The sequence below is a fragment of the Microbacterium sp. UBA3486 genome (genome assembly GCF_002377845.1).
Classification (GTDB): domain Bacteria; phylum Actinomycetota; class Actinomycetes; order Actinomycetales; family Microbacteriaceae; genus Microbacterium; species Microbacterium maritypicum_A.
In genome coordinates this window covers 1-25,445 of the sequence record NZ_DFQP01000050.1, presented here as the reverse complement: position 1 = coordinate 25,445, position 25,445 = coordinate 1, and the positions used below count along the sequence as shown (strand labels likewise).

Here is a 25,445-nt window from a genome sequence, read left to right as displayed (position 1 = left end):
ATTCTCGCTTTCCTGTGAGGGGTGTCTGTCTCGGCGGCTCAGGCCGCTGCTGCTGCTTCGACCGAGGTGGCCTGTCGTGTCGTCGCCACGCCGACGCCACGGACCCAGCCGAGCCCGCCGGCCACGATGTAGAGCACCATCGAGAGGAAGAGGCTCAGCAGCGACGGGATGCCCCAGGTCACGAAGTAGCCGACCAGCGCGGAGACCAGCCACACGACGATCGTCGCGGGAACGATGCGCGGAGCGGTCGTCGGAAGGGTGCCGGCTTCGCGGGTGGCGTCGAGGTCGGGGCGCCAGCGGCGCACGATGTAGTACTCGGCCACCATGATCCCGGCGATGGGCGGGAACGCGACGCTCAACACGATCAGGAATTCGGTGAACTGTCCGAGGATGCCGACCGCGGCGAGGATCGATCCCACGACGCCCAGCACGATGGTCGTCGTGACGCGGTGCAGGTTCTTGCCGAACGCGGTCGAGATGAAGTTCACCAGGCCCAACGTGGAGGAGTACAGGTTCCAGTCGTTGATCTTCAGGGTGCCGGTGAGCACGATGAACAGGCCGATGAAACCGACCGACGAGGTGACGATCGCGACGATGTCGCCCGTGGCGGCCGCGTGGGCGAGCAGCACGCCGGCGAGACCGATCACGAACTCGCCGAGCGAGACACCGAGGACGGTCTGCTTGATCACGTCGGCGCGCGAGCGGTTGAAGCGGGTCATGTCACCCGTGATGATCGCACCGACGATGAGACCACCGGCGACGATGCCGGTTCCGGCCCAGACGCTCATCGTGGGTCCGGGCGCCGGTCCCGTGAGCAGCTCGCCGATGTCGTGACGGCTCAGCTCGGTGATGACCGACCAGCCGACCAGGATGAGGAACAGCGGAACGGTGATGTTCGCGAGCCACTGCATCCCGACGAAGCCGAAGGCCACGATCGCGGTGACGGCGAGGCCGAAGATGAGGCTCCAGGCCCAGACCGGCAGGGCACCGGGCATGAGAGCGTCGAGTGACTGCGCGGAGATGGCCGACTGGATGCCGAACCAGCCGATGAGGCTGATACCGATCGCGAGGCCGACCAGCGAGGCGCCGATCTCGCCGAAGCCGGTCCAGCGTGCGAGCAGAGCGGTGTTGAGGCCCTCGCGCTGGCCGATGAAGCCGACCACGCACATGATCACCTCGAGGATGAGCGAGCCGAAGAGGAAGGCGAGGACGGCCTCGCCGAAAGTCATGCTGTAACCGAGGGTCGCGCCGAGGAGGAACTGCGAGAGGGCCGAGACCTGCCCGAATCGCTGCACGGCGATTCCGAACCAGGGTCTGCGGGCCTCGGGAGTCACTCGGGAGAGCGCGAAGTCGTCTGCGTGCGCCGTGCGTGCCATGAGGATCCTTCGGGAGGAGGGAACGGGTTGTGCGCCACAGTAGCGACGCTTCCCACACGGCCGACATGTGCATATCGCACGAGAATCACCCATGGATGTGCAGATCGCACACCACTCGCTCCGTCCGCGGCCGCCGGTACATCACGACCGACGACGAGACCCACCCCTGCGGACATCGCCCAGGGGTGGGTCTCGGCTCGAGGCGTGGGTCTCGACCACCTCGCGGGTCGAGGTCGAAGGTCAGTGCAGCGCGTTGGTCTCGATGAAGGCGCGGAGCGCGTGCTCGTCGTCACCCATCTCGGTCACGTGCTGAGGCGCGTCGAGCATCTCCTGCAGCTCCGGCGCGTAGCCGAGCTCCACACCGATGGCCTCATGGATCGTCTCGGCGAACTTCTCCGGCTTGGCCGTCTCGAGCACGAGCATCGGCACACCGGGCTCGACGTACTCGCGTGCGACCTTGACGCCGTCCGCCGTGTGCGGGTCGATGACCTCACCCGTCGTCTCGTACACCGCGCGGATGGTCGCCAGTCGATCCTCGTGCGTCGAGGTGCCGCTGACGATGCCGAACTCCTCCAGGAAGCGCTCCTGCTCGGCGGAGAAGTCGAAGTGGCCCTGCGCCTCGAGGTCGTCCCAGGCGCCGACGACGCGGGCCGGGTCGCGACCGACCAGCTCGAAGATGAACCGCTCGAGGTTCGACGCCTTGGAGATGTCCATCGAGGGGCTCGAGGTCGCGAGGGTCTGGGCCGCACTGCGCGGCCGGTAGACGCCGGTGCGGAAGAACTCGTCCAGCACGTTGTTCTCGTTCGCCGCCAGCACGAGTCGCCGGATCGGCAGTCCCATCTGCTTCGCGAAGAATCCAGAGAGGATGTTGCCGAAGTTCCCGGAGGGCACCGTGAACGACAGCTCGGTCCAGCCACCGGCGTCCGTCGCCCGCAGCCACGCCCAGAAGTAGTAGACGGTCTGCGCCGTGATGCGCGCCAGATTGATGGAGTTCACGGCACCCAAGTGCTGCGCGCGCTTGAAGTCGAGGTCTCCTGCGAGCTTCTTCACGAGGTTCTGGCAGTCGTCGAAGACACCATCGACCGCGATGTTGTGCACATTCGCATCGTCGAGCGAGAACATCTGCGCCCGCTGGAACGCGCTCATGCGTCCCTGCGGCGACAGCATGAACACCGCGACGCGCTCCTTGCCGCGCAGCGCGTGCTCTGCCGCGGATCCGGTGTCTCCCGAAGTGGCGCCGAGGATGTTGAGCACGGAGTCGTTGCGCTCGAGCGTGTACTCGAGCACCTGGCCGAGGAACTGCATGGCCATGTCCTTGAACGCCAGGGTCGGCCCCTCGGAGAGCCCGACCAGGGTCAGCTCGTCATCGATCGCGCGCAGCGGCACCACGCCGTCGGGGAAGTCGGCGTAGGCCGCATCCGTCATGCGCGCCAGGTCGGCGCGCGGGATGTCGGTCGCGAACAGACCGAGGACCTCGGTCGCCAGTTGCGGGTAGGTCAGGGCGCGCCACCGCTCGAGCGTCTCGCCGTCGACGGTCGGCATGGCCTCGGGTACCGCCAGTCCGCCGTCGGGCGCGAGGCCCTCCAACAGCGTCTCGCTGAACGACTGCGGCTGCATGCCGCCGCGGGTGGAGATGAACTGCACGTTGGCTCCTCGGCTCGGGACTCGGCCCGTCCATTCTCGCAGGGTGTTCCCGTCCGCGATGACGCGATGACACGAGAGGCGGCTTCCGCTCAGAAGAGAGCCGCTCAGAACAGAGAGGTCGGCAACGCACCCTCGTGTTCCAGCAGCCAGCGCTTGGTCTCGAGCCCGTGTCCCTCATCGCCGCCCGAGTACCCGCCGAGCCCATCGCCCGCGACGACCCGGTGGCAGGGCACGATCAGCGGGACGGGGTTCGCCCCCATGATCGACCCGATCCCCCGGGCCGGCACATCTGTGCCGCTGCGCGCGGCGAGTCCACCGTAGGTGATCGTCTCACCGTGGCCGACCGTCTCGTGCAGCACCGTGAGGACCGCCCGCGTCGCGACCGTCTGATCCCCGAGATCGACGGGGACGTCGAAGCGATGCAGGGTGCCCGCGAAGTACGCGGCGAGCTGGGCGAGCGCCTCGGCGAGCAGCGGATCGGAGGTGGGGTCTGACGGCGCCAGGCTCCCTTCGGGCGGAGTCGATCGCCACGTGACGCGGGTGATCGCCGCACCGTCACTGACGACGCCGATGACGCCGACCGGGGTCGCGAGCGTTGCGAAGGCGGGCATGCGTCGAGGGTACCTCCCGACAGCGACAGCGATCGTCCGCGGCACTCTGCGGACGGGTATGGCGCCAGGACGCATCGGGGGGCGAACCTGGACCTACCGAAACCGCAGAGCACGGGAACGCCACCTCGATGACAAGGAGCACCACATGAGCACCACCACGGCTGCGCTCGACCTGCCCGACGTCCGTCTCCACTACGAACTCCGCGGTGAAGGACCGCTCCTCGTCCTGATCGGCGCCCCCATGGACGCCGATGCCTTCGCCCCGTTCGCCGTCGAACTCGCGACCGATCACACGGTGCTCACATCCGACCCGCGCGGCGCCAAGCGGAGCATCCTCCACGACCGTTCCCGGGGTTCGAGCCCCCAGCAGCGCGCCGACGATCTCGCGGCACTCATCGCCCACGTCGATCGCGGGCCGGCGGTCGTCTTCGGATCGAGCGGCGGCGCGGTGACCAGCCTGGCGCTCGTGCAATCGCATGGAGACCTCGCGTCCACGGTCATCGCCCACGAACCCCCGCTGCTCGAGCTGCTCCCCGACCGCGTCGAGCAGCGTCGTCTCACCGACGAGCTCACCGCGGCAGCCCTCTCGGGCGACCGCGTCGGCGCCTGGCGGCTGTTCTTCGCGCAGGCGAACATCCCGATGCCGGAGGAGATGCTCGTCCAGTGGTTCGGCGGTGAGGTCGATCCGCAGCATCAGGAGGACGAGCAGTTCTGGTTCCAGCACGAGCTGCCGGCCAGCGTGCGCTGGGAGCCCGACGTCGGGACTCTGCGGGCACGGGCGGACGACCTCGTCCTGGGTATCGGCGAGGAGTCGGTCGACCAGCTCTGCGAGCGCACGACGACGGCACTCGGTGCGCAGCTCGGCATCGAGCCGACCCGTTTCCCCGGCGACCACACGGGATTCGTCGATCACCCTGCGGAATTCTCGGCTCGCCTGCGCGAGGTCCTCGCGCACTGAGGACGACGTGACGGACGCGGCCGTCGAGCCCCTTCAGCGCTCGACGGCCTCAGCGCGTCATTCCCGCGAGACCTGGAGCCAGAGCGCGGCCCAGTGCTCCGGACGCAGATCGCGAGGAAGGCTCCGGCCGGTCACCCCGGCAGCCGCCACCACGCGTCGTGCTCGAGGCATCGGGATCCCCGCCGCACCCGCGAGGACGGCGGGCAGACTGCCTCCCCGCCCCGTGAACATCACCCGAACGAACTCCTCGTACGCTCGCCGATCGGAGACAGGGACGAGCGGAGAACCCCGTCGGGTGATCGCGAGCAGGCCACCGTCCACACTCGGCTGCGGCGAGAAGCCCCACGCCGGCACCCGCCCCTCGAGGGAGAATTCGAACCACGGCGCCGACTGCGCGGTCATCATGGTGCCACCGCCGACGCCTGCCCGCTTGCGCGCCACCTCCCACTGCGTGAGCAGCACCGCCTCGTTCCAGCGACCGCGCGAGAGCAGGCGCCGCAGGATCGGCGTGGTCACGTGGAAGGGGATGTTGCCGACGACCACCTCGGCATCGAGCGGATGACGTGTGGCGTCGGCGATCTCGATACGGATGCCGGGCAGCGTCGCGCGCAGTCGGTGCACGCGGTGCTCGTCGATGTCGATCGCGGTGAGCGGCCTGCCCAGCTGTGCGAGAGCGCGGGTCAGGGCGCCGTCACCGCAGCCGAGCTCCAGGATCGAACCGGACGTCTGGCGGACGAGGCCGGAGATGCGGGTGAGGGTCGGACGATGGGTGAGGAAGTTCTGGCCGAGTTCGTGACGGCCACCATGGATCGAACGAGGCATGAGTGCGCTCCAGAAGAAGAATCGGAGCACCTCGGAGGGGGGAGGACGCGAAGAGGCGTCGCTGAGGACTGCCCGTCCCGAGGTGCGATGACATCTCGGTGGACGGCGCGCAGATGCGTGCGATGAGCGAGCGCGCCGTCAGGCGCGGCGGTCGCGGAACACGAGGTTGCGCCCCATCACGGGCGCTGCGCATATCGTTCCCATGCGCATCAGCATATCGGTCGTCAGATCCAGCCGCGCTCCTCGGCGACGAGAACAGCCTGCTGACGGGTGCCGACCGCGAGCTTTCCGAGGATGACGGAGATATGGTTGCGCACCGTCCCCGGGGCGAGAGCGAGCGCTCGTGCGATCTGCCCCGTCGTCTCCCCACGCCGACCGGCACGCAGCACGTCGAGTTCGCGGTCCGTGAGCGGTGAGCGCTCGTCGCTCAGGGCATCGGCGGCGATCTCCGGATCGACGTAGCGAGCCCCCGCCGCGACCCGGCGGATGACGGCGGCGACCTCGTCCGCCCCACGCGACTTCGGCAGGAAGCCGGAGACACCGGAGGCCAGGGCACGGCGCAGCACGCCTGGACGCGCGTGACGGGTGACGACCACGCACCGCGTCGCGATCGCCCTGTGCAGCTTCTCTGCTACCTGCACGCCGTCGAGCCCGGGCATCTCGAGGTCGAGCAGGCACACATCGGGCTGAAGTCGCAGAGCCTCGACGACCGCCTGCTCGCCGTCCTCGCACTCGGCGATGACCTCGATATCGTCTTCCAGCCGGAGGAGGGCGGCGAGCGCGGAGCGGATCATCGCCTCATCGTCGGCGATCAGCACACGGATCATCGTGTCTCCTCCGACCGCGCCGGGACCGTCACGACCACCACGAACTCGTCCCCGTCCCGACGCACGTCGAGCGTGCCGTCGACCTCTTCGACGCGCCGACGGACGCCGTCCAATCCGGATCCGTCACCCTCGTCGACCGCGCCGGGCACGACGTCGTTGGCGATCTCGTATCGCCACGTGCCCGCGACGCGCGTGAGCACGAGGCGTGCGCGTTCCCCGCCGCCATGGCGCAGCACGTTGGTCGTCGTCTCACGGATGACCGGGCCGAGGGCCGATGCCGGTGCGGAGTCGGCATCCGCACCGATGGCGGCGTCCACCTCGAGCCCGGCCGCGGTCAGCAGGTCGCGGGCGTTGGCGAGTTCATCGCCGAGAGGCACCGAGCGGAAGCGCGTCGCGAGGTCCCTGGTCCCCTGACGCGCCTCGTCGACGCTGACCCGCGCGGCGCGCAGCTGCTCCATGCCGGCATCCGGATCGCTCGGCAGGAGACGCTCGGCGAGTTCGAGCTGCAGCGCGATGACCTGGAGATGGTGACCCTGCAGGTCGTGCACGTCGGTCGCGACCCGCAGCCGCTCCTGGGTCGCGGCGAGCTTCGCCTCCGAGGTGCGGGCGCGGTCGAGCGTGACGAGCACATCCCACCACCACAACGAGCTCACGGTCATCACGGGGAAGAGTGCGGTGTAGATCACGGCCACCCACCACGCGAGCACCGCACCGAAGGCGTGAGCGGAGGAGTCGACGGCGGCCAGCACCAGCAGGAGCAGCGTTCCCGCCACGACGACGCGGATGCGGATGCCTCGCGGCCAGTTCAGAAGCACCACCGACTGGACGATCGGCATCGCCGCGAGCTGCCAGCTCCCGGCAAGCGCCCCGGCGACCGTGCCGTACGCGACGGCGATGAGCAGGGGTACGGCGATGCGCCTCCAGCGGAATCCCGGCACCGCGTCGACACGGTGGCGGTAGTCGAACAGGAGCAAGGCCGTCGATGCGCACCACACCAGGCCGCCGACGGCGACCACGAGGATCAGCGGACCGTTCTGACCTTGCGCGGCGAGGATGCCCGTCCACGCGAAGACCAGCATCACCTGGAGGAACATCACGGCGGTCACGGTGTACCACCAGGTCGCCGTGATACCGCGAGACAGCTGTCTCGCCCCCGGACTTGGCTCGACGGGGGCGAGGGGCTCGACGCGGCTGCTCACGCTCCCACGATAGAGCCGTGACAGTTGTCACGGATGCGTCGTGCGATCCGCCCGGGAAGCGATGACGGGCCGACACTGCCGCCGAACGGAGCACTCGGCTGGACTGGAGTCATCGCGGCGGAGACTCCGTTCGCACCGACAACCGGGAGCATCCCATGAACCTCATCGAGACCTTCCAGAACCTGGTCGCCCAGGTCCCCGAGCTCGTGCAGCCGCTCATCGTCGCCCTCGCCGGCGCGATCCCCTTCATCGAGGGCGAAGGGGCGGTGAGCATCGGCATCATCGGCGGCATCTCTCCGGTGATCGCCGCGATCGCCGCGATCGTGGGCAACTTCCTGTGCGTCCTGGTGGTGGTGCTCGTCAGCTCCGGAGCCCGACAGGCCGTCGTGAACCGTTCGCGCGCCAAGACCGCGGCGCTCGCCGGTGCCGGCGGCGGCACGATCGACGAGCCGGCCGCGGATGCGGCCGAGACGGGCCGCGGCACCGCGCGTCGCGAGAAGTTCCAGCGTGCGTTCGAGCGCTACGGCGTTCCCGGGGTCAGCCTGCTCGGACCGCTCCTGCTGCCGACGCAGTTCACCGCGACCATGCTCGCGGCTTCCGGCATCGGTAGGGCGCGCATCCTCTTCTGGCAGGCTCTGGCCATCATCGGCTGGACCACCGTCGTGGCCGTCATCGTCGGAAGCGCGGTGTACGCGATCCGCTGACCCTCACAGAAAATCCTGAATTCAGGTCTTCTTGAATTCAGCTTTTTCTGTACAGTAGTGGCGTGACCACTGCTCTGGCCTCCCTCACCCACACGGCCGCCGTCGCCCGCCTCGGGCATGCGCTGTCGGACCCCACCCGCGCCGGCGTCCTGCTCGCGCTGCGCGAAGCACCGCGCTACCCCGCCGACCTCGCGGACGCCCTCGGCGTCTCGCGGCAGGCGATGTCGAACCACCTCGCCTGTCTCCGCGGATGCGGGCTCGTCGAGAGCGTTCCGGAGGGACGCCGCAGCAGCTACCGACTCGCGGATCGCCACCTCGCTCCGGCCCTCGACATGCTCATGCGGGTCACCCTCATCGTCGAGCCGGACTGCTGCTCGGGCGAAGGGTGCACCTGCTGATGACCTCCACGGCAACCGCGGCGCGACGCGACACCCTCCACCGCCGCATCCGCCTGATCGTCGGCATCACGATCGGCTACAACCTGATCGAGGCGGTCATCGCGATCGCCGCCGGCTCCGTCGCCTCATCCGCCGCGCTCATCGGCTTCGGGCTGGACTCCACGATCGAGGTGCTGTCCGCGGCCGCCGTCGCCTGGCAGTTCACCCGCCGCGATCCGGAGCGCTGGGAGAAGCCCACCCTGCGGGTGATCGCCGTCGCCTTCTTCGCGCTCGCGCTCTACGTGACGGCTACCTCCGTGGCCGCGCTCGTCACGACCGAGCGGCCCGAGCACAGCACGATCGGTATCGTCCTGACCGCGGTCAGCGTCGCCGTCATGCCCTTCCTGTCCCTCGCGGAACGACGTGCGGGCAAGGAACTCGGATCGGCCACCGCCGTCGCGGACTCGAAGCAGACACTCATCTGCACCTATCTCTCCGCCGCCGTGCTGATCGGGCTGATCGCCAACTCGCTGCTCGGATGGTGGTGGGCGGATGCCGTCGCCGGTCTCGTGATCGCCGCCTTCGCGGTGCGCGAGGGCATCGAGGCCTGGAAGGGCGATGCCTGCGCGACCTCGGTGGGGATGCTCCTCGACGACGAGGACGCGCACGACCACGACCACCACCACGACTGACCACTGACGCGCACAACGCCTAGGTTGGGGAGATGGATGCCGCTCCCCTCCCGCCCGCAGACCTGCGCGGACGCACAGTGCTGGTCACCGGCGCGAACGCCGGCATCGGATACTGGTGCGCCGAGCAGCTCGCCGCCCGGGGCGCACGCGTGCTGTTGGGCTGCCGCTCCCCCGAACGTGCGCAGACCGCGGTCGCCGCGATCCGAACCCGGGTTCCGGCTGCCGACCTGCGCGTGCGGGGGCTCGACCTCGGCTCCCTCGACAGCATCGCCCTGGCCGCAACGGGGGTGGGCGAGCGACTCGATGCGGTCATCTGCAACGCGGGGGTGAAGGCGGCCGACCGCTCGGCGCGCACGAGCGACGGCCTCGACCTCATGGTGGGCACGAACTTCCTCGGTCATTTCGCACTCGTGGCCCAGCTCGAGCCTTTCCTCGCCCCGGATGCCCGCGTGGTCACCGTCGGATCGATCGCGCACCGATTCGCACATCTCGATGCCGCCGCCCTCGATGCCGCCAGCCTCGACGCACCGTGGAGCGGCTCCTCGCTCCGACAGTACGGAAGGTCGAAGGCATCATTGATGGCCTTCGCCTTCGAGCTCGCGCGACGCTGGTCGGGTTCCTCTCGCGCGGCGGTCTGCGCACACCCGGGCTATGCGGTCGATCCCCTCACTCCCCCACGACCGGGCCTCGCCGAGGTCTCCGGCTTCGTCCGTGCCGTGGCCTCCCCGACCCGAGCACTCGTGCAGGGCAAGGACGGCGGGGCCCTCCCGATCGTGCATGCCGCGACCGCCTCGGAGGTCGTCGACGGCGACTACTGGGGTCCGGGCGGACTGCTCGAGTTCCGCGGAACGCCGACACGGGTGACCGCATCGGACGACGTGCGCTCCGCCGCGATCGGGGCGCAGCTGTGGACCGCGGCAGAGCGCCTCACCGGGGTGCGTTTCCCGACATGATTCGGGCCGCTATGTCCGACCCCCGCGGCAGGATGAGCCCATGATCACACTGCTCTCTGCCCCGTCGAACCTCGGCCTGCGCCCGCCGGAGCGCGGGAGCGTGCCGGGCGCGGCGAAGGCGCCGGAAGCGCTACGCGATGCCGGCCTCTTCGCGCGCTTCGTCGAACGCGGTGCCTCCGACTCCGGCGTCGTCCTCGCCGGCCGCTACGTCGATGACGACGACACCCGGCCGGCCGGCCGCGTGCGCAACGAGAGCGCGATGATCGACCACTCCCAGCGCCTCGCCACGCGCATCGGCGCGGCCATCGACCGCGGCGAGGCTCCCCTCGTGATCGGCGGCGACTGCGCGATCCTCCTCGGAGCGGGTCTCGCGACCGCACGCCGCGGCGGTGTCGGCCTCGTGCACATCGACGGCCATACCGACTTCCGCCACCCGGGCAACAGCGACGAATGCGCGAGCGTGGCCGGGGAGGCCCTCGCCGCCGCGGTCGGCGCACACTGGCCGTCGATCGCCGACATCGACGGGCTCGCGCCCTACTTCCGGTCCGAGCACACCGCGCACATCGGTCACCGCGCCGACGATGAGGATCAGGACGAGGTACGTGGCATCCTCGGCAGCGTCACGCCCGCCGCCGATGTCACCTCTCTCGGAGCCGCTCGCGTGGGTGCAGAGAGCGCCGCCGTCGCCGGTCCCGCGTACTGGCTCCAACTCGACGTCGACGTGCTCGACCCGACCATCATGCCCGCGGTCGACAGCCCCGATGCCGGCGGGATCAGCGCGGCGGAACTCACCGCACTGCTGCGGGAACTCGCGCCTCGCGCGATCGGCGCCTCCATCACGGTCTTCGATCCCGACCTCGACCCGGATGGGCGCTACGCACGCCTGCTCGTCGAGGTGCTCACAGCGGGCCTCGGCGAACTGGGTACTCGGGTGCGGCGCCCCTGACGTCAGCGCCTCTGACATCGGCGACCCTGACGGCCGGGCTCCTGACGGCCGGGCTCCTGACGGCCGGGCTCGTGACGCCCGGACTCGTCAGAGCCACCGCCTGGACTCACGCCTCCGGCTCGACGACCGGTTCGGTCATGACCCGCACGCGGGCGATGCGTCGGCGGTCCACCTCTGCGACCTGGATCGTGGCTCCGGGCACCTCCACGACGTCACCGACGACCGCGAGACGCCCGAGCTGCTCGGTCACGAAACCCGCGATGGTGTCGGATGAACCGCGCGGCATCGCCAGCCCCGTCGCCTCCTCGAAGTCCTGCAGGTTGAGGCGTCCGTCGATGCCGTCGTCCGCAGAGATGAACACCTCGGCGTCGTACTCATCGAAGATCTCGCCGACGACTTCCTCCACGAGGTCTTCCAGGGTGACCAGACCGTCCGTGCCGCCGTACTCGTCGACGACCACCGCGATGTGGTGGCCCTCGGCCCGCATGCGGGTCAGAGTCGGCAGCACGCGCGCGGTCGAGGGGATGTACGGGATGTCGCGCATCAGCGCGCTCAGCGGACGCTCCGGGTCGTCGGATGCGGCCTCGAACAGATCACGCACGTGCACGAATCCGGTGATGTCGTCGATCGAGGTCTCCGAGACCGGGTAACGCGAGAAGGGAAGGTCGCGCACCTGCGCCATCACCTCGCCGACGCTCGCGGCCTCATCGAGGGCGACGACCTCGGGGCGCGGACGCATGACCTCGCTGACCTGGCGCCCACGGAGGGAGAGCACATCATCGAGGATGCGCCGTTCGTCATCGGGCAGCCCCTGATGGCTCGCCACGATGTCGCGCACCTCCTCGTCGGTCATCTCGTCGCTCGTCTTGTGCGGATCTCCCCCGAGCACTCGGACGAGGGCGTTCGTCGAGACCGAGAGCAGCCAGATCACCGGCCGCATGACCGTCGCGAACCCGTTGAGGGCAGGCGCGACCGCGTAGGCGAACTGGGCATTTCTCTGGATCGCCAGACGCTTGGGCACGAGCTCGCCGAGCACCAGCGACAGGTAGGCGATCACCAGCGTGAGCACGAGGGTCGCGACGGTGAGGGCGAGAGCGGGGGCGAGACCCCATGACTCGAACACCGGCGCCAGCGACGGCGCGATCGATGTCGCTCCGTATGCCGCCGAGGCGAACCCGGCCACGGTCACACCGATCTGCACCGCCGAGAGGAACGTGTTGGGGTTGCGGGCGAGGGCGGCGACCTTCGCACCGCGCCGCCCTCGTTGGCCGATCGCATTGATCTGGCTTTCGCGCAGCGTGACCAGCGCCATCTCCGTCGCAGCGAAGACACCGCCGATCAGCACGAACGCGAAGACGAGGGCGATGTTCCAGAGCAGGTCGCCCATCAACGGGCCGCCTCGTCTGTGGTGGGGTGAGCGCCCGGGACGAACCGGGCGCTCGTACTGTCAGAGTCCGAAGAGTCAGAACAGCGCTGCGCGCTCAAGAGTGCTCCTTCTTGGTGGTGGTGTCGGCGGATGAGATGTCGTGGGAGGTGTCGCCCGGTGCACGGCGCGTCTTGATGAGGCTCGCCACCGTGGCGACCGCGATGGTCGCGCCGATGAACAGCAGCGAGAACCAGATCGGGATCTCCGGCGCCCACTCGACGCCCTGGCCGCCGTTGATGAACGGCAGCTCGTTGACGTGCAGAGCGTGCAGGACCAGCTTGACGCCGATGAATCCGAGGATGACGGCGAGTCCCTGCGCCAGGTAGACGAGGCGCTCGAGCAGACCGCCGATGAGGAAGTACAGCTGTCGCAGTCCCATGAGCGCGAAGGCGTTCGCCGTGAAGACGATGTAGGCCTGGTCGGTCAGGCCGTAGATGGCGGGGATCGAGTCGACCGCGAACACCAGGTCGATGAAGCCGATCGCGATGATGGTGAGGAGCATCGGCGTGACGAAGCGCTTGCCGTTCTTCACGACCGTGAGCCGGTCGCCGTTGTACTCCTCGCTGACGGGCAGGTGCCGACGGACGAACGTCATGAAGCGCCCGTTCGCGGGGTTGCTCTCGTGGTTGCTGAACGCCTGACGATAGGCGAGCACCAGCAGCAGAGCGCCGAACAGGTAGAAGATCCACGAGAAGTTCTCGATGAGCGTCGCGCCGACGGCGATGAAGATGCCGCGCAGGATCAGCGCGATCACGATGCCGATCATCAGCACCTTCTGCTGGTACTTCTTCGGCACGGCGAAACCGGTCATCACGATGAGGAAGACGAACAGGTTGTCGATCGACAGGGCCTTCTCGGTGAGGTATCCGGCGAAGTACTCGCCGCCGAACGTCCACCCGGAGAAGACGCCGATACCCACACCGAACAGCAGCGCGAGGCTGATGTAGAAGATCGACCAGCGCGCCGATTCCGCGATCGTCGGCTCGTGCGGTGTGCGCACGTGAGCGAAGAACTCGTAGACGAAGAAGGCGATCGTGACTGCGATCGTGATGATCCAGATCAGGGGGGTGATATCCAAATGCGGACTCCAGACTCGGGGTACGACAGTACCGCCAAAGTCTTCTCCATTCCATGGACATGGAACCGGTGGCCCGGGATGCGACGTGCATCCGTAATGACGACCCCACCGTGTCGGAGTACTCCCCTTGGGTGTCTTCAGATTAGGAGAAGACCCTTTGCTCTTCCTGTGGATCTGCCGATAACGTCACGCCACGAGAGAGAACGGCATATCGGGTTTCGACGCGTGAATCAGTAACATTTCACGTATTACCCGTCTATCCCTTTTCGGTCGCATCCGATGCTGCGGAGCGTCACCCGACCAGACAGGAGCCGCGATGCCGCACGCCAGCGATGATGCCACCGAGAAGCCGGGCGCTCGAGACCGGGCCCCTGATCTCGAGAACGACCGCGAGAGGCTCGGCGACGTGTCGACGTCGGTCCAGGACTTCGCACACGAGCAGACCGGGTATCACACCTCTCTCAAGGCGCGGCATCTGCAGATGATCGCCATCGGCGGAGCGATCGGCACCGGCCTGTTCATGGGAGCGGGGGGACGACTGCACACGGCCGGCCCCCTGCTTGCTGTCTCCTACCTGATCTGCGGTGTCTTCGCATTCTTCATCCTCCGAGCGCTCGGTGAGCTGGTGCTCCACCGGCCGTCATCCGGATCCTTCATCTCCTACGCTCGCGAGTTCTACGGCGAGAAGCTGGCCTTCGCCGCAGGGTGGCTCTATCTGCTGAATTGGGGCATGGTCGCGATCGTCGACTCGACCGCCGTCGCACTGTACGTGCATTACTGGTCGGCGTTCGACGTCGTACCCCAGTGGTTGCTCGCCCTGGTCGCGCTGGTGGTGGTGGTCGGACTCAACCTCGTCTCGGTCCGCCTGTTCGGCGAGATGGAGTTCTGGTTCTCGATCATCAAGGTCGCCGCTCTCGTCGCCTTCCTCCTCATCGGCATCGTGGTCCTCGCCGCGGGCTGGGAGACGGATCAGGGACCGACGGGATTGCAGATGCTCAGCGAGAACGGAGGCTTCAGTCCCGAAGGCGTGCTTCCCGCGGTCATCGTCATGCAGGGCGTCGTGTTCGCCTACGCCTCGATCGAACTGATCGGTACGGCTGCCGGCGAGACCGAGAATCCGGCCAAGCTCGTACCTCGAGCCGTCAACTCCGTGATCCTGCGGATCGGCGTCTTCTACGTGGGGTCGGTGCTCCTGCTCGCACTCCTGCTCCCGTATACGGTCTACCGAGCCGGGGAGAGTCCTTTCGTGACCTTCTTCACCCACATCAGCGGCCCGGAGATCGGGGCGATCGCCGGGAGCGCCATGAACTTCGTCGTGATCACCGCCGCGATCTCCGGGCTCAACGCAGGCCTGTACTCGACCGGCCGCGTCTTCCATTCCCTCGCCGCCTCCGGTGCGGCCCCGAAGGTCGCCGGAATGATGAGCAGGCGTGGCGTCCCGGTCGCCGGAATCCTCTTCACCGCAGGGTTCGCCCTGATCGGGGTCCTGCTCAATCTCGCGGTTCCCGACGAGGCCTTCGAGATCGTGCTGAACATGTCGGCGCTGGGCATCATCGCCGCGTGGGCGACGATCATCCTGTGCCAACTGCGCCTCCGCTCCTGGGCGTTGCAGGGACGCATCGTGCGGCCGTCGTTCCGACTGTTCGGGGCGCCGTTCACGTCCTACCTCACCCTCGCCTTCCTGGCGTCGGTGATCGTCCTCATGGCGTTCGACTACCCCACCGGAACCTGGACCGTTGGCACGCTGATCGTCATCGTCCCCGCACTGATCGGCGGCTGGTTCCTCGCCCGGCGAAGGATCAGCGAGGTTCAGGCGCTGCGACGGGGTGCGAACTTCACGCCTGAACCGACGGAGACATCCGACTCGGCCTGAGCGAGCTGCAGTCCGTTAGAAGCTGGATGAGTCCGCTAGTCCTGGATATCGGAGCGGACGAGCTCCTGCTCCTGGGCGCGATCGATGATGGCGGGGAGCACCTCGTCGAAGAAGGTGACGAGGACCGCGCGGGTCTTCACCGCATCACGCTCGAGGATCGCCTCCCGAAGGGAGACGACGAAAGCACCGACCACCTCCCAGTCGAATGCATCCCGCGAGTGCTGGCTGAACCTCCGGATCTGCGGCCCGAGACGTTCGATGATCACGGCTCGCGACGCGTTGCCCTCGATGCGCGCGAATCCGGTGGCGGCCGCACGGAGCGCGATACCGAACCCCGCCACATCGCGTGCCTTCACCGCCGCGGACATCTCGTCGGCGAGCTCGGTGAGATAGGCGATGTCGTCGTCCTGGATCAGGGGCATCACATGGCGCACCGAGCCGATCCAGATGTCTCCGAAGAGATCGACCGCGTTGCGGACCTGATCGAGATCGATCGGGGCGACGCGGGTGTAGCGGTTGCGCTGCATCTCGACGAGACCGTGGTCGGCGAGGCGGTCAAGGGCATGCCGGATCGGGGTCTTCGACGTGCCGAGGCGCTCTGCGAGCTCGTAGTCTCGCAGACGTTCACCCGGGCGCAGCTCGCCGCTGATGATCGCATCCTGCAACCGGTTGTACGCCTCGTCGCTCATCGACCTGCGCTCGAGGGGTCCGCCTGAGAGTGCCACCGCTTTTGTCCTCCACTCGAGCACGGAATCGCTGTAGAGCCTGAAGTTCTACCTACACTGCAATGTATCGCATCCGACGTAACGGGCGAGAGAATACCGGGTCGTGGAGGTGACCGTGCGCGCGTTCACGGCATGGGGAGAACGGCATCAGGTGACGCTGTACCTGGCGTCGATCGCGGTCGGCGCCGTCGTCGGCCTCCTCTCCCCCTCGACGGCACCGGTGTGGGAGTCGGCGGTCACCCCGCTCCTCGGCGTTCTGCTGTTCGCGACGTTCCTGGGCGTGCCGTTCGCGCACATCGGACGGGCATTCGTCGACGGGCGCTTCCTCGGCACGCTTCTGCTCCTGAACTTCGTGGTGGTGCCGGCGCTGGCTTTCGGCGTGAGCAGAGTGGTGGCGGCCGATGAGGCGATCCTGCTGGGGGTGCTTCTCGTGCTGCTCACCCCGTGCGTCGACTACGTGATCGTGTTCACGGGCCTGGCGGGCGGCGACCGCTCCCGGCTTCTGGCCGCGACACCGCTGCTCATGCTGCTGCAGATGCTGCTGCTCCCCGTCTACCTCTCCCTCTTCCTCGGCACCGATGCGATGAGCGTCGTCGACCCGCGCCCGTTCATCGACGCGTTCCTGCTGCTGATCGCACTGCCGCTCGCACTCGCCGCACTGACCCAAGTGCTGACCAGGAGGTTCGCCTCGGCCCGCGTGATCGAACGCGGTTCCGTAACGGCGATGGTGCCGCTGATGATGCTCACCCTCGCGGCCGTCGTCGCTTCGCAGGTGTTCGCCGTTGGCGGCGCGTGGGGGCGCCTGTTCCTCACGGTGCCGGTCTTCGCGGTCTTCGCCGTGATCGCCGCGCCCCTCGGCGCAGTCCTCGCGCGGGTCGCCGGCCTGGACACGCCGGGCCGCCGCGCGGTCGTCTTCAGCGGTGTCACGCGCAACTCTCTCGTCGTGCTCCCGCTCGCTCTGGCCCTGCCCGACGCGTTCACGCTCACGCCGCTCGTCGTCGTCACCCAGACGATGGTGGAGCTGATCGTCATGGTGGCGATGGTCGCGGTGATCCCACGCCTGATCAGGCAGCGTTGAGCGCCGCGACGATCATCGCCCCGGCGGACCGTCGAGCACTGTCGGGACGTACTCCAACAGCTGCGTACGCTGATCGGGCTTCCGATCATGAGTCGCCGGGCGCCGTCCCGACCCTGAACGCGCACCCAGCTTGGGCGCGTACCGTCAGCACCAGCGAGCACAACTGAATATCCGAACGCGACGCTCTGAAGGGCCGTTCGCGAAAGAACAACACCTCCGCCGCCCGCTCTGGGCGACGCCGGAGACGAGGTCATCATGGACGTCATCCGTCCGACCGTCCACACCCGTCCGCGCGACAACGCGTCCCGAGGATCGAGCGCCTTCACCGAGTTGGCGCAGCAGGTACGCGAGCGCGGGCTCCTGCACCGGCGCTACGGCTACTACTGGACGAAGCTCATCGCCGCCCCGATCGCTGTGGGCGTGTGCCTGCTCGCGTTCCTCTGGATCGGCGACACCTGGTGGCAGCTGTTCACCGCCGCCGTCCTGGCGGTCGTGTTCACCCAGATCGCGTTCCTCGGGCACGATGCGGCGCACCGGCAGATCTTCGTGTCCGGCCGGTGGAACGACTGGATCAGCATCATCCTCGGCGACCTGCTCGTCGGCATGAGCTACGGATGGTGGCAGCACAAGCACACCCGCCACCACGCCAACCCGAACAAGCTGGGCTCCGACCCCGACATCGAGCTCCCCGTGATCGCCGTCTCCGCCGAGGCTGCGACGAGGCACCAGGGACCGGTCATCACGTGGCTGCGCGGACATCAGGGCGTGCTGTTCTTCCCGATCCTGCTCCTCGAAGGACTCTCGCTGCACGCTTCGAGCGTGCGGCGGATGTTCGCGCGGGGCCGGCTCGAACGCCGGTGGGCCGAGATCACGTTCCTCAGCGTCCGCATGATCGGATACCTGGTACTGGTGTTCATCGTGCTGTCCCCCGGAATCGCCTTCGTCTTCCTGGCGGTGCAACTGGGACTGTTCGGGTTCTACATGGGGATCGCCTTCGCCCCCAACCACAAGGGGATGCCGGTCGTACCTCGGGACATGACCCTGGACTTCCTGCGGCGGCAGGTGCTGATGAGTCGGAACGTGCGCGGCGGCCGCTTCCTCGACGTCGCCATGGGTGGGCTGAACTACCAGGTCGAGCATCATCTGTTCCCCTCGATGCCCCGCCCGCATCTGCGTCGCGCCGCCCCGATCATCGCCGCGTACTGCCGGGAGCACGACGTGCAATACACCCAGGTCGGCCTGTTCGCCTCATACGCGATCGTGGTGCGCTACATCAACCGGGTCGGTCTCGGCGAGCGCGACGTGTTCCGTTGCCCCCTCGCGGATCAGCGGCTCGCGATCGGGGTGCCGCTGCGGTCGTGAACCCGACCGCTCAGGCGCGCACGGTCGCGAGCATCCGGTCCAGATCGGCGTCGAGATCGGCGTCGACAACCTGTCGGGCCGGCGTCGCATCGTGATACTCGATGATCTCCTGCGCACCGATCCAGAACGGCACACGGGAGCAGAACTCGGGGACGATACTCCGGATCTTGGCGGTGTCGAACACCATCGGGTGAGCCCTGTCGCCGTGCAGGTCTGCGGCGAACGACGGCCGGATGGCGGCGATCGTGTCGGAGGACACGTGCACCAGCTCAGGACGGACCCCTGCGGCCTCGCCCAGCCAGGTGTAGATCTGATCCCACGTCGGCGCGTGGTCCCCCATGATGTGGAAGACGTCGCCGAGCACGTCACGGCGCCCGAAGAGGCCGACGAAACCCAGCGCGAAATCGTTCGTGTGCGTGATCGTCCACGGTGAGGTACCGTCGCCGTGGACGACGACCGGCCGACCCTCGCGCATCCGCGCCACATCGTTCCACCCGGCCAGCGTGGGCATGCTGGTGCGGTCGTAGGTGTGCGACGGGCGGACGATCGTCACGGGGAAGCCCTGGTCGCGATACGCGGCGGTGAGGGCGTCCTCGCAGGCGATCTTGTCGCGCGCATATCCGGAGAACGGATTGCGGAGCGGCGTCGATTCCGTGATCGGGAAGCGCAACGGCGGCTTCTGATACGCCGACGCGGAGCTGATGAACACGTACTGCCCGGTTCGGCCGGCGAAACGCGCGATGTCGGCCTGCACGTGGGCGGGGGTGAAAGCGGTGAACTGGGCCACGACGTCGAACTCGCGGTCCCCGAGCGCTGCCCGCACCGCGTCCGCGTCACGGATGTCGCCCTGCAGGAGCTCGGACTCTTCCGGCAGCGCCCTCTCCTCGGAGCGACCGCGATTGAGAACAGTGACTCGATGTCCGAGCTCGACCGCCCGTCGCACCGAAGCCGCGCTGATCACACCGCTGCCGCCGATGAAGAGGATGTCCTGTGTGCCCATGTCCCGATCCTGTCACGCCGGCGTCGCCGGGTCGGCGTCGTTTCGACGAGGTCGGGACGTCGTGAGTGATCGGGATGGACGCGCATGGGTTCCGTGAGACTCCTTCATCGCCAGGATCACCCAGGCGTAGGACGGAGTCATGACCCTCACGGAGATCCTTCCCACCCTTCGACAGAGCATTCCCACTCCCCTCGACGGATGGAGGTGGCCGGTGCACACGCACCCGACGACCACCGATGTCGTGGTGGGAGGCATCTCGCTCCTGCGGCTGTTCGAGATCAGCGGATCACCCGCGGTCCTCACGGGCGACCTGCCGCTGCCGACCGCGGGAACCGACGTGACCGTGCTGCTGTTCCGGATCACGCTGCGCGTCGACACCCAGGAGGACAAGCGCATCGCGCTCACGGACTGCTCGTTCGACGGTGTGGATGCCGCGTGGGAGGAGTGCCGCCTCATCGGCCGGGCTTCTCCGGCGCGGACGACGAAGATCGAGCTGATCCCCGGCGAGGAGGGCGGCGTGGCCTGGCCGCACCCCATCGCGCCTCTTCCTGCCGACCTCCGGGAAGGCGATCTCGTCGTCGTCCCCTGCGTCGGTGCTGTCACGCTCCGAAACGTGCGTCCACGCGCCGCCGCCGCGCTCTCCGCGGAGGCGTCACGATGACCGTCCTGCACACCGTGCTGCACTCGACCGCATTCGTATGGAACGACCCGCGACGCGATGCACGGCAGCTGTGGCCGAAAGACACCGTGATCGGTGCGCACGACATCGTCGTCGCCGGGCGAGCGCTGTCCGATCTCGCGCGCGAACGACGCACCCCCTGCATACTGATCGCGCCCGTCGCGCCCTCTGCGGCGCACCCCGAAGCGGACCCGCACGTGACGTTGGTGGTGGCACGGATCACCGCCCGCGAAGAGCCTCCGGGGTGGCATCGCGAGGCGTCGGCGACCGTCGACTGCGATCTCCGCGCGATCGTCCCGCTGGTCACCCACGTCGAGCGGCTGCGCACGCCCCGGGCTCGAGACCTGGTGCAGACCGTCCTCCGCACCGACGAAGACGACACACGGCTGCACGCCCGGCTGCCGAAGGCGCTCTCCCCCGGCGACCTGATCGTGTTCGCGTGCACCGGTGCCCTCGCACTGAGCCAGGTCGCACCGCGCACGCGCACCGCCGCCGTCGCGGTCGTCGACGCCGTCGCGGAAGATGTCGAAGAGACAGGAGGCGTGTGCCGCAAGTATCGGGGTGAGCCGTTCGCCGACTAGCGCGTCGGCGCGCTGCTGCGCCCGTGCGCACGACCGCTCAGCTCGGCGTCGAGCGTCTCCTGCGCGACGCGCATCTGGTCGGCATACTCGGTCTGCTGCAGCCGCTGCCACATCACTTCTTCATCGACGTCTTCCACGTGGCTCACGACCCACCAGATGTTGCCGAACGGATCCTTGATGCGCCCACCGCGCTGGCCGAAGGCGTTGTCGCTGAGGGCGGTCACCACGGTCGCCCCTGCAGCCTCGGCTCTGGTGAAGGCCTCGGCGGCATCGGGCACCCACACCCGAAGCAGGCTCGGCATCACGGGCCACTCCGGCCGACGATCGAAGGCGAGGACGACGGTGTCGCCGATGCGTATCTCACCGTGTCCGATCAGACCGTCTTCCGTGGCGACCCGCGCCAGTTCCTCCCCGTCGAAGACCTGGGAGATGAAGTCGAGCAGCGCGCCCGTGTCGTCGGTGACGACCCAGGGGGCGACGCTCGTGTAGCCGTTCGGGGCTGCGCTCGTGGCTGCGGTCATGGCTTTTCCCTCTTCCCGGTCTGCGGAGTGAGACACACAGTAGAAGGGGCCTCGGACAGTCGCCGAGAAGCCGGGGATTCACCGGGCGGAACCGGTCGCGATGACAGCGGCCTGCGCGTAGGCAGCCGTCCACACCCGGTCGAACCGATCACGACCGATCACTCCCTGACGGCAGGCGAGAGCGGCGTCGCCGAGCGCTTGGGCCAGGGTCTCCAGACGGAGCTGCTGGGCGCGCTCGGCCGCGGTGTCTTCGCTGAGCCCGGACCGACATGCCGATACCGTGACCACGCGCCGACGGATGCTGCGCGAGCGCCGCGACAGGATGATGCCGATCGGAAGCAGAGCAGCGACGAGCAGCATCGCAGCGAGCAACGGAGGAAAACCCGCGGCGCACAGCACCACCCACGCGACGACGCCACCGCCGAGCGACAGCGGAGTGAACCAGCGGTGCGCCTCGGCAATGCGCCGCTCCGCGTCCGTGGAGTCGGGCGGATAGACCGCGAGCACGCACGCGACGGTGCCGTAGTGGCTCACGGTCCTCGACAGATGGCCCCAGCATGGAGGGCACGAAGCGCTCGGCAGTGTCTGCGCGGGGACGTGACGGGGAGGACGGGACACGGACATGCCTCCCACGTTGCTCCGAACGCGTGCCTCTGAGCGCCTGACAGACGGAACCCATACGGCGGCCGGCGTTTTCCATGCGGAATGGCGACGCCTCCGCGGTCGGCATATCGTCCTCATATCGAGAACGGCATACGGCCGCGCAACGGTGCGCGCCCTGGACTGGAGGTATGACAGAGACTTCTGCCCCAGCTGCCCTTCCCCGCTATCGCCGTACGGCGAAGCCGCCCCACGGCGACCGCCCCCTCCCGGAGCAGGCAGGGGCCGGGCGGGCCGAGCACGAGGCACCCGAGACGACCGCGATGGCATCGCCTGGCCGCATTGCCTCGCTCGACGTGATCCGCGGCGTCGCCATCATCGGCACTCTCGCCAGCAACGTCTGGCTGTTCCAGGCGTTCTTCGGCGAACGGGTGGTCGACATCTGGTGGCAGGACCTCGTCTCCGCACTTTCGGAAGGGAAGTTCCTGGGCCTGTTGACCATCATGTTCGGCATCGGACTCGAGATCCAGCGCCAGGCAGCGCTCCGGCGCGGCAGCCGGTGGCCCGGCACCTATCTCGTTCGTGCCGGCCTGCTCTTCGTCGACGGAATGCTCAACTACATCTTCGTGGTGCAGTTCGACGTACTCCGCGCCTACGCCGTCCTCGGCTTCGTCGTGGCATTCGTCCTGCTGCTCCCGGAGAAACGCCAGTGGGTGTTCATCGGCGTGGCGCTCGTGACGCACGTCACGCTCATCCTTCTCCCCCTCTTCACCGGCAGCGTCATGATGTTCCCGGGCCTCGTGATCCCCGGGGAGTCCCCGACGGTCGGCGGCAGGCCGACATATTGGGAAGAGGTGCAGATGAACACCCTGACCGTGTTCTCCGACCTGACGGTCGGCACCGACACCGGCTCGATCCTCACCCTCGGTCTCGTCGTCTTCACCCTCGGCGCCATGCTCTACCGCCACGGACTGTTCGAGGCCCGCGGCGCGCGACTGCGCAGATGGGTCATGATCGTCGGCTTCGGTGCGGGCATTCCCGGCGAGGTCGTGTTCTTCCTCATGCAAGAGACGTTCGGACTCAACAGGTTCCTCTCCGCGCCGCTGGTCGCATTCGGCATCCTCGCTCTCATGGCCTCCTACTATCGAGGACACCGCATCGGATTCGTCGGACGCGGACTCTCCCTTGTCGGCCAGATGGCCCTGAGCTGCTACGTGCTCCAGAACATCCTCGGTCGGGTGGCGCAGTCGATCATCGGTCACTCGCCGCTTGCGGAGACGCTCGACCCGCTGGTCGGAACCCTGGCGATGTTCTTCGTGATCGCCGCTCTGGTGATCCTGTTCGCGAACCTCTGGATGCGCCGCTTCCGCAAGGGACCGCTCGAGTACGTCTGGGACGTCAGCTTCCGGTTCCTCACCCGGAGCCGCGTGAAGGCGCCGGCCGTCGCCTGAGATCGAGAACTTTCCGTGATCAAACCGTTGCATTCGTTATCTCGCCGTTATACAGTGATCACACGGTGAATGTTTGCTGTGGCATCCACCGCATGTGATTGCAGGACACTCTTGGTGCAAGGGACAAGGGCCGGTCGGGAGCCTCTCCGACCGGCCCTTTACTGTTCGCACTATTCTGTGAGGATGACCGATCGCAAGCTCGCCCTGGAGGCCTGGGAGAGCCTGTTCCGCGCGCAGCACGAGCTGTTCACCGAGATGATGAGCGACTTCGAGCACAGCGATATCGCGCAGGCAGAGTACGACGTGCTGCTCACCGTCACCCGTTCCCCCGACATGACAGCGCGACTGCGCGACATCACCTCGAACATGCTGATCAGCCAGCCCAGCGTCTCGCGCCTGGTCGACCGCATGGTCACGCGAGGACTCGTGGCGAAGTGCGCCGACCCCGACGACGGTCGCGGTGCGCTGATCCGGGCGACGGACGAGGGGGCGCGGGCCTTCCGCTCGCTCGCCACCGTGCACGGGCGCTCGATCGCCGACCGCATGTCCCGTCTCGACGACGACGAGTTGCGCGCCCTGCGCGACCTCGCGGAGAAGCTCCGCGCCCGCTGACGCCCTCGGCCTCGGCCCCTCCCCTGCCCGCACCCCCTGACCAGCCCCTGCCCGCACCCCCGCAGGAGGAGATCTCCTCGTCGGGCGGACGCATGGCCGAAGACCTTCCTCCCGACGTCGAGTTTTCCGCCCATCACGATGCCCCCGGAACGGCCTCTCTGCATTTCTGGCAGGGTGGGGGGCGAAGGCGCGCACCACGGCGCGCTCGGGACCGCCCCCTCGGGGGGACAGGGAGGTCATTCATGGAGATCGCCGGAATCGTCGGCATCCTCGTCATCGTCGGAATCGCGGTCGTCGTCGCCGTCGTTCTGCTGCTCATCCTGCTGCTGTTCGCACGCAGCTGGATCAAGGTCGCTCGAGCCGACGAAGCACTCGTCATCTCGGGCCGCAAGCAGAAGATCCAGCGGGCGGTCATCGCCGCCGACGGCACGACCAGCTCCGAGCTGGCGGAGTCGCCCGTCACGGTCATCGTGAACGGCAAGTCGCTCGTCAACCCGATCACGCAACGCCACGAGATCATCTCCCTGCGTTCGCGCCAGGTCTCCCTCAACGCCGAGGCCCAGTCACTCGACAGCGTCACACTGAACGTCGACGGCGTCGCGATCGTGAAGATCGGCTCCGACCCGCTGTACGTCCGCCGCGCGGCCGAGCGTTTCGCATCGCAGGACAAGGCCATCGAGCAGTTCACCACCGAACAGCTCGAGGGTGCGCTCCGCGGCATCGTCGCGACGCTCTCGGTCGTCGAACTGATGCGCGAGCGCAAGAAGTTCTCCGACCAGATCGCCGCCGACGTCTCGCAGGAGCTCGCCGAACAGGGCCTGATCCTCGACTCGTTCCAGATCAAGGGCATCACCGACAAGGTCGGCTACATCCAGTCGCTCGGCGCCCCCGAGATCCAGGCGAAACGTCAGGCCGCCGAGATCTCCCAGACCAACGCCGACCGTGCGATCAATCAGAAGAACATCGCCAACAAGGAAGCCAACCTGATCGAGCAGACCGCGCTCGACACCAACACGGCCAACTCCGACTCCGGGATCGGCCGCGCCCGTGCCGAAGCCGAGCAGGCCGAGGCGCTGGCTCGTGCTCAGGCTGAGCAGGCCGTTCTGCAGCAGCAGGCCGAGAACAAGCAGGCCCAGCTCGACGCCGACGTCAAGCGCGTCGCCGATGCGCAGCGGTATGAGGCCGAGACCCGCGCACAGGCCGAGCTCTACACGCGCGAGCGCGCCGCCGAGGCTGCGGCGATCGAGCAGGTCAAGCAGGCCGAGGCCCGAACCCGCATCGCCGAGCAGCAGGCGCAGGCCGACAAGGCTCGTGCCGACGGTGAGGCCGCGGCCGCGATCGCCAAGGCCA

Annotated in this window: 26 protein-coding genes; 14 read left to right on the top strand and 12 right to left on the bottom strand. The window is 68.0% G+C overall.

Translation table 11 applies throughout. The features are described 5' to 3' along the window. Window positions 1–38: 38 nt before the first annotated feature. The 3 genes from B2869_RS07175 to B2869_RS07165 all read right to left on the bottom strand — a co-directional run bounded on the left by B2869_RS07175 (window position 39) and on the right by B2869_RS07165 (window position 3,631). Window positions 39–1,376 (bottom strand): purine-cytosine permease family protein, encoded by a 1,338-nt coding sequence (locus tag B2869_RS07175; protein WP_292764387.1) that lies wholly within the window; start codon window positions 1,374–1,376, stop codon window positions 39–41. A gap of 240 nt (window positions 1,377–1,616) precedes the next feature. Then, the gene (gene thrC, locus B2869_RS07170) at window positions 1,617–3,020 is read right to left on the bottom strand and encodes a threonine synthase (RefSeq protein ID WP_292764385.1); all 1,404 of its coding nucleotides are present in this window, start codon (window positions 3,018–3,020) and stop codon (window positions 1,617–1,619) included. 104 nt (window positions 3,021–3,124) lie between these two features. Next, window positions 3,125–3,631: a methylated-DNA--[protein]-cysteine S-methyltransferase gene (locus B2869_RS07165; RefSeq protein ID WP_292764382.1), complete on the bottom strand. Its 507-nt coding sequence runs from the start codon at window positions 3,629–3,631 to the stop codon at window positions 3,125–3,127. A gap of 145 nt (window positions 3,632–3,776) precedes the next feature. On the opposite strand from B2869_RS07165, the gene B2869_RS07160 reads away from it, so the two are divergent. Beyond that, a complete protein-coding gene (locus B2869_RS07160; protein ID WP_292764379.1) occupies window positions 3,777–4,589 on the top strand; it encodes an alpha/beta fold hydrolase in 813 nt (270 codons plus the stop codon). Between the two features lie 57 nt (window positions 4,590–4,646). Here B2869_RS07160 and erm read toward each other — a convergent pair whose 3' ends face one another. The 3 genes from erm to B2869_RS07145 form a co-directional block, all read right to left on the bottom strand. Beyond that, window positions 4,647–5,411, bottom strand: a complete 765-nt coding sequence (erm, locus tag B2869_RS07155; RefSeq protein ID WP_292764376.1) for a 23S ribosomal RNA methyltransferase Erm — start codon at window positions 5,409–5,411, stop codon at window positions 4,647–4,649. A gap of 224 nt (window positions 5,412–5,635) precedes the next feature. Next, a complete protein-coding gene (locus B2869_RS07150; RefSeq protein ID WP_136025318.1) occupies window positions 5,636–6,238 on the bottom strand; it encodes a response regulator transcription factor in 603 nt (200 codons plus the stop codon). Then, window positions 6,235–7,437, bottom strand: coding sequence for a sensor histidine kinase (locus tag B2869_RS07145; RefSeq protein ID WP_292764373.1), 1,203 nt, complete (start codon window positions 7,435–7,437; stop codon window positions 6,235–6,237). The genes B2869_RS07150 and B2869_RS07145 overlap by 4 nt, the downstream gene beginning before the upstream one ends. 155 nt (window positions 7,438–7,592) lie before the next feature. Here B2869_RS07145 and B2869_RS07140 point away from each other — a divergent pair, with 155 nt between their 5' ends. The 5 genes from B2869_RS07140 (at window position 7,593) to B2869_RS07120 (ending at window position 11,109) form a co-directional block, all read left to right on the top strand. Beyond that, window positions 7,593–8,141, top strand: coding sequence for a hypothetical protein (locus B2869_RS07140; RefSeq protein ID WP_021198111.1), 549 nt, complete (start codon window positions 7,593–7,595; stop codon window positions 8,139–8,141). 62 nt (window positions 8,142–8,203) lie between these two features. Continuing rightward, on the top strand, window positions 8,204–8,539 hold the full coding sequence (locus B2869_RS07135) for an ArsR/SmtB family transcription factor (RefSeq protein WP_029259720.1): 336 nt from the start codon (window positions 8,204–8,206) through the stop codon (window positions 8,537–8,539). Beyond that, a complete protein-coding gene (locus B2869_RS07130) occupies window positions 8,539–9,210 on the top strand; it encodes a cation transporter (protein ID WP_292764367.1) in 672 nt (223 codons plus the stop codon). The genes B2869_RS07135 and B2869_RS07130 overlap by 1 nt, the downstream gene beginning before the upstream one ends. Before the next feature lie 32 nt (window positions 9,211–9,242). After that, the gene (locus B2869_RS07125) at window positions 9,243–10,163 is read left to right on the top strand and encodes an SDR family NAD(P)-dependent oxidoreductase (protein WP_292764364.1); all 921 of its coding nucleotides are present in this window, start codon (window positions 9,243–9,245) and stop codon (window positions 10,161–10,163) included. A 40-nt stretch (window positions 10,164–10,203) separates the two neighbouring features. Then, window positions 10,204–11,109 carry an arginase family protein gene (locus B2869_RS07120; protein ID WP_029259717.1) on the top strand — a complete coding sequence of 302 codons (906 nt, stop codon included), beginning with the start codon at window positions 10,204–10,206 and terminating at the stop codon, window positions 11,107–11,109. Window positions 11,110–11,215: 106 nt separating this feature from the next. Here the strand turns inward: B2869_RS07120 and B2869_RS07115 are convergent, their stop codons facing one another. Beyond that, window positions 11,216–12,496, bottom strand: coding sequence for a hemolysin family protein (locus B2869_RS07115; protein WP_292764359.1), 1,281 nt, complete (start codon window positions 12,494–12,496; stop codon window positions 11,216–11,218). 94 nt (window positions 12,497–12,590) lie between these two features. Then, the gene (locus B2869_RS07110) at window positions 12,591–13,613 is read right to left on the bottom strand and encodes a TerC family protein (protein ID WP_292764356.1); all 1,023 of its coding nucleotides are present in this window, start codon (window positions 13,611–13,613) and stop codon (window positions 12,591–12,593) included. Window positions 13,614–13,929: 316 nt separating this feature from the next. Between B2869_RS07110 and B2869_RS07105 the strand changes: the two genes are divergently transcribed. Next, complete coding sequence (locus B2869_RS07105) at window positions 13,930–15,486, top strand: amino acid permease (protein WP_292764354.1); 1,557 nt, start codon at window positions 13,930–13,932, stop codon at window positions 15,484–15,486. A 35-nt stretch (window positions 15,487–15,521) separates the two neighbouring features. Here B2869_RS07105 and B2869_RS07100 read toward each other — a convergent pair whose 3' ends face one another. Beyond that, window positions 15,522–16,175, bottom strand: a complete 654-nt coding sequence (locus B2869_RS07100) for a GntR family transcriptional regulator (protein ID WP_292764351.1) — start codon at window positions 16,173–16,175, stop codon at window positions 15,522–15,524. 139 nt (window positions 16,176–16,314) lie between these two features. Here B2869_RS07100 and B2869_RS07095 point away from each other — a divergent pair, with 139 nt between their 5' ends. Next, complete coding sequence (locus B2869_RS07095; protein ID WP_292764348.1) at window positions 16,315–17,289, top strand: arsenic resistance protein; 975 nt, start codon at window positions 16,315–16,317, stop codon at window positions 17,287–17,289. A gap of 255 nt (window positions 17,290–17,544) precedes the next feature. Further along, window positions 17,545–18,651, top strand: coding sequence for a fatty acid desaturase family protein (locus B2869_RS07090; protein WP_292764345.1), 1,107 nt, complete (start codon window positions 17,545–17,547; stop codon window positions 18,649–18,651). Window positions 18,652–18,661: 10 nt separating this feature from the next. On the opposite strand, the gene B2869_RS07085 is transcribed toward B2869_RS07090, so the two are convergent. Next, window positions 18,662–19,651, bottom strand: coding sequence for an SDR family oxidoreductase (locus B2869_RS07085; RefSeq protein WP_292764343.1), 990 nt, complete (start codon window positions 19,649–19,651; stop codon window positions 18,662–18,664). Between the two features lie 139 nt (window positions 19,652–19,790). On the opposite strand from B2869_RS07085, the gene B2869_RS07080 reads away from it, so the two are divergent. Continuing rightward, a complete protein-coding gene (locus B2869_RS07080; protein WP_292764341.1) occupies window positions 19,791–20,312 on the top strand; it encodes a hypothetical protein in 522 nt (173 codons plus the stop codon). Then, entirely contained in the window at window positions 20,309–20,911 is a 603-nt protein-coding gene (locus B2869_RS07075; protein WP_029266041.1) for a hypothetical protein, read from the top strand. The genes B2869_RS07080 and B2869_RS07075 overlap by 4 nt, the downstream gene beginning before the upstream one ends. Here B2869_RS07075 and B2869_RS07070 read toward each other — a convergent pair. Further along, a complete protein-coding gene (locus B2869_RS07070) occupies window positions 20,908–21,432 on the bottom strand; it encodes a VOC family protein (RefSeq protein ID WP_029259708.1) in 525 nt (174 codons plus the stop codon). The two genes, B2869_RS07075 and B2869_RS07070, sit on opposite strands and share 4 nt — an antisense overlap. A gap of 78 nt (window positions 21,433–21,510) precedes the next feature. Further along, on the bottom strand, window positions 21,511–22,056 hold the full coding sequence (locus B2869_RS07065) for a DUF6611 family protein (RefSeq protein WP_318391186.1): 546 nt from the start codon (window positions 22,054–22,056) through the stop codon (window positions 21,511–21,513). A gap of 167 nt (window positions 22,057–22,223) precedes the next feature. Here B2869_RS07065 and B2869_RS07060 point away from each other — a divergent pair, with 167 nt between their 5' ends. The 3 genes from B2869_RS07060 to B2869_RS07050 form a co-directional block, all read left to right on the top strand. Next, window positions 22,224–23,483 carry a DUF418 domain-containing protein gene (locus B2869_RS07060; protein ID WP_292764334.1) on the top strand — a complete coding sequence of 420 codons (1,260 nt, stop codon included), beginning with the start codon at window positions 22,224–22,226 and terminating at the stop codon, window positions 23,481–23,483. A gap of 183 nt (window positions 23,484–23,666) precedes the next feature. Next, window positions 23,667–24,095: a MarR family winged helix-turn-helix transcriptional regulator gene (locus tag B2869_RS07055; protein WP_021198144.1), complete on the top strand. Its 429-nt coding sequence runs from the start codon at window positions 23,667–23,669 to the stop codon at window positions 24,093–24,095. A gap of 242 nt (window positions 24,096–24,337) precedes the next feature. Then, on the top strand, window positions 24,338–25,445 hold a 1,108-nt coding region (locus B2869_RS07050; RefSeq protein WP_292764329.1), incomplete at its 3' end, for a flotillin family protein.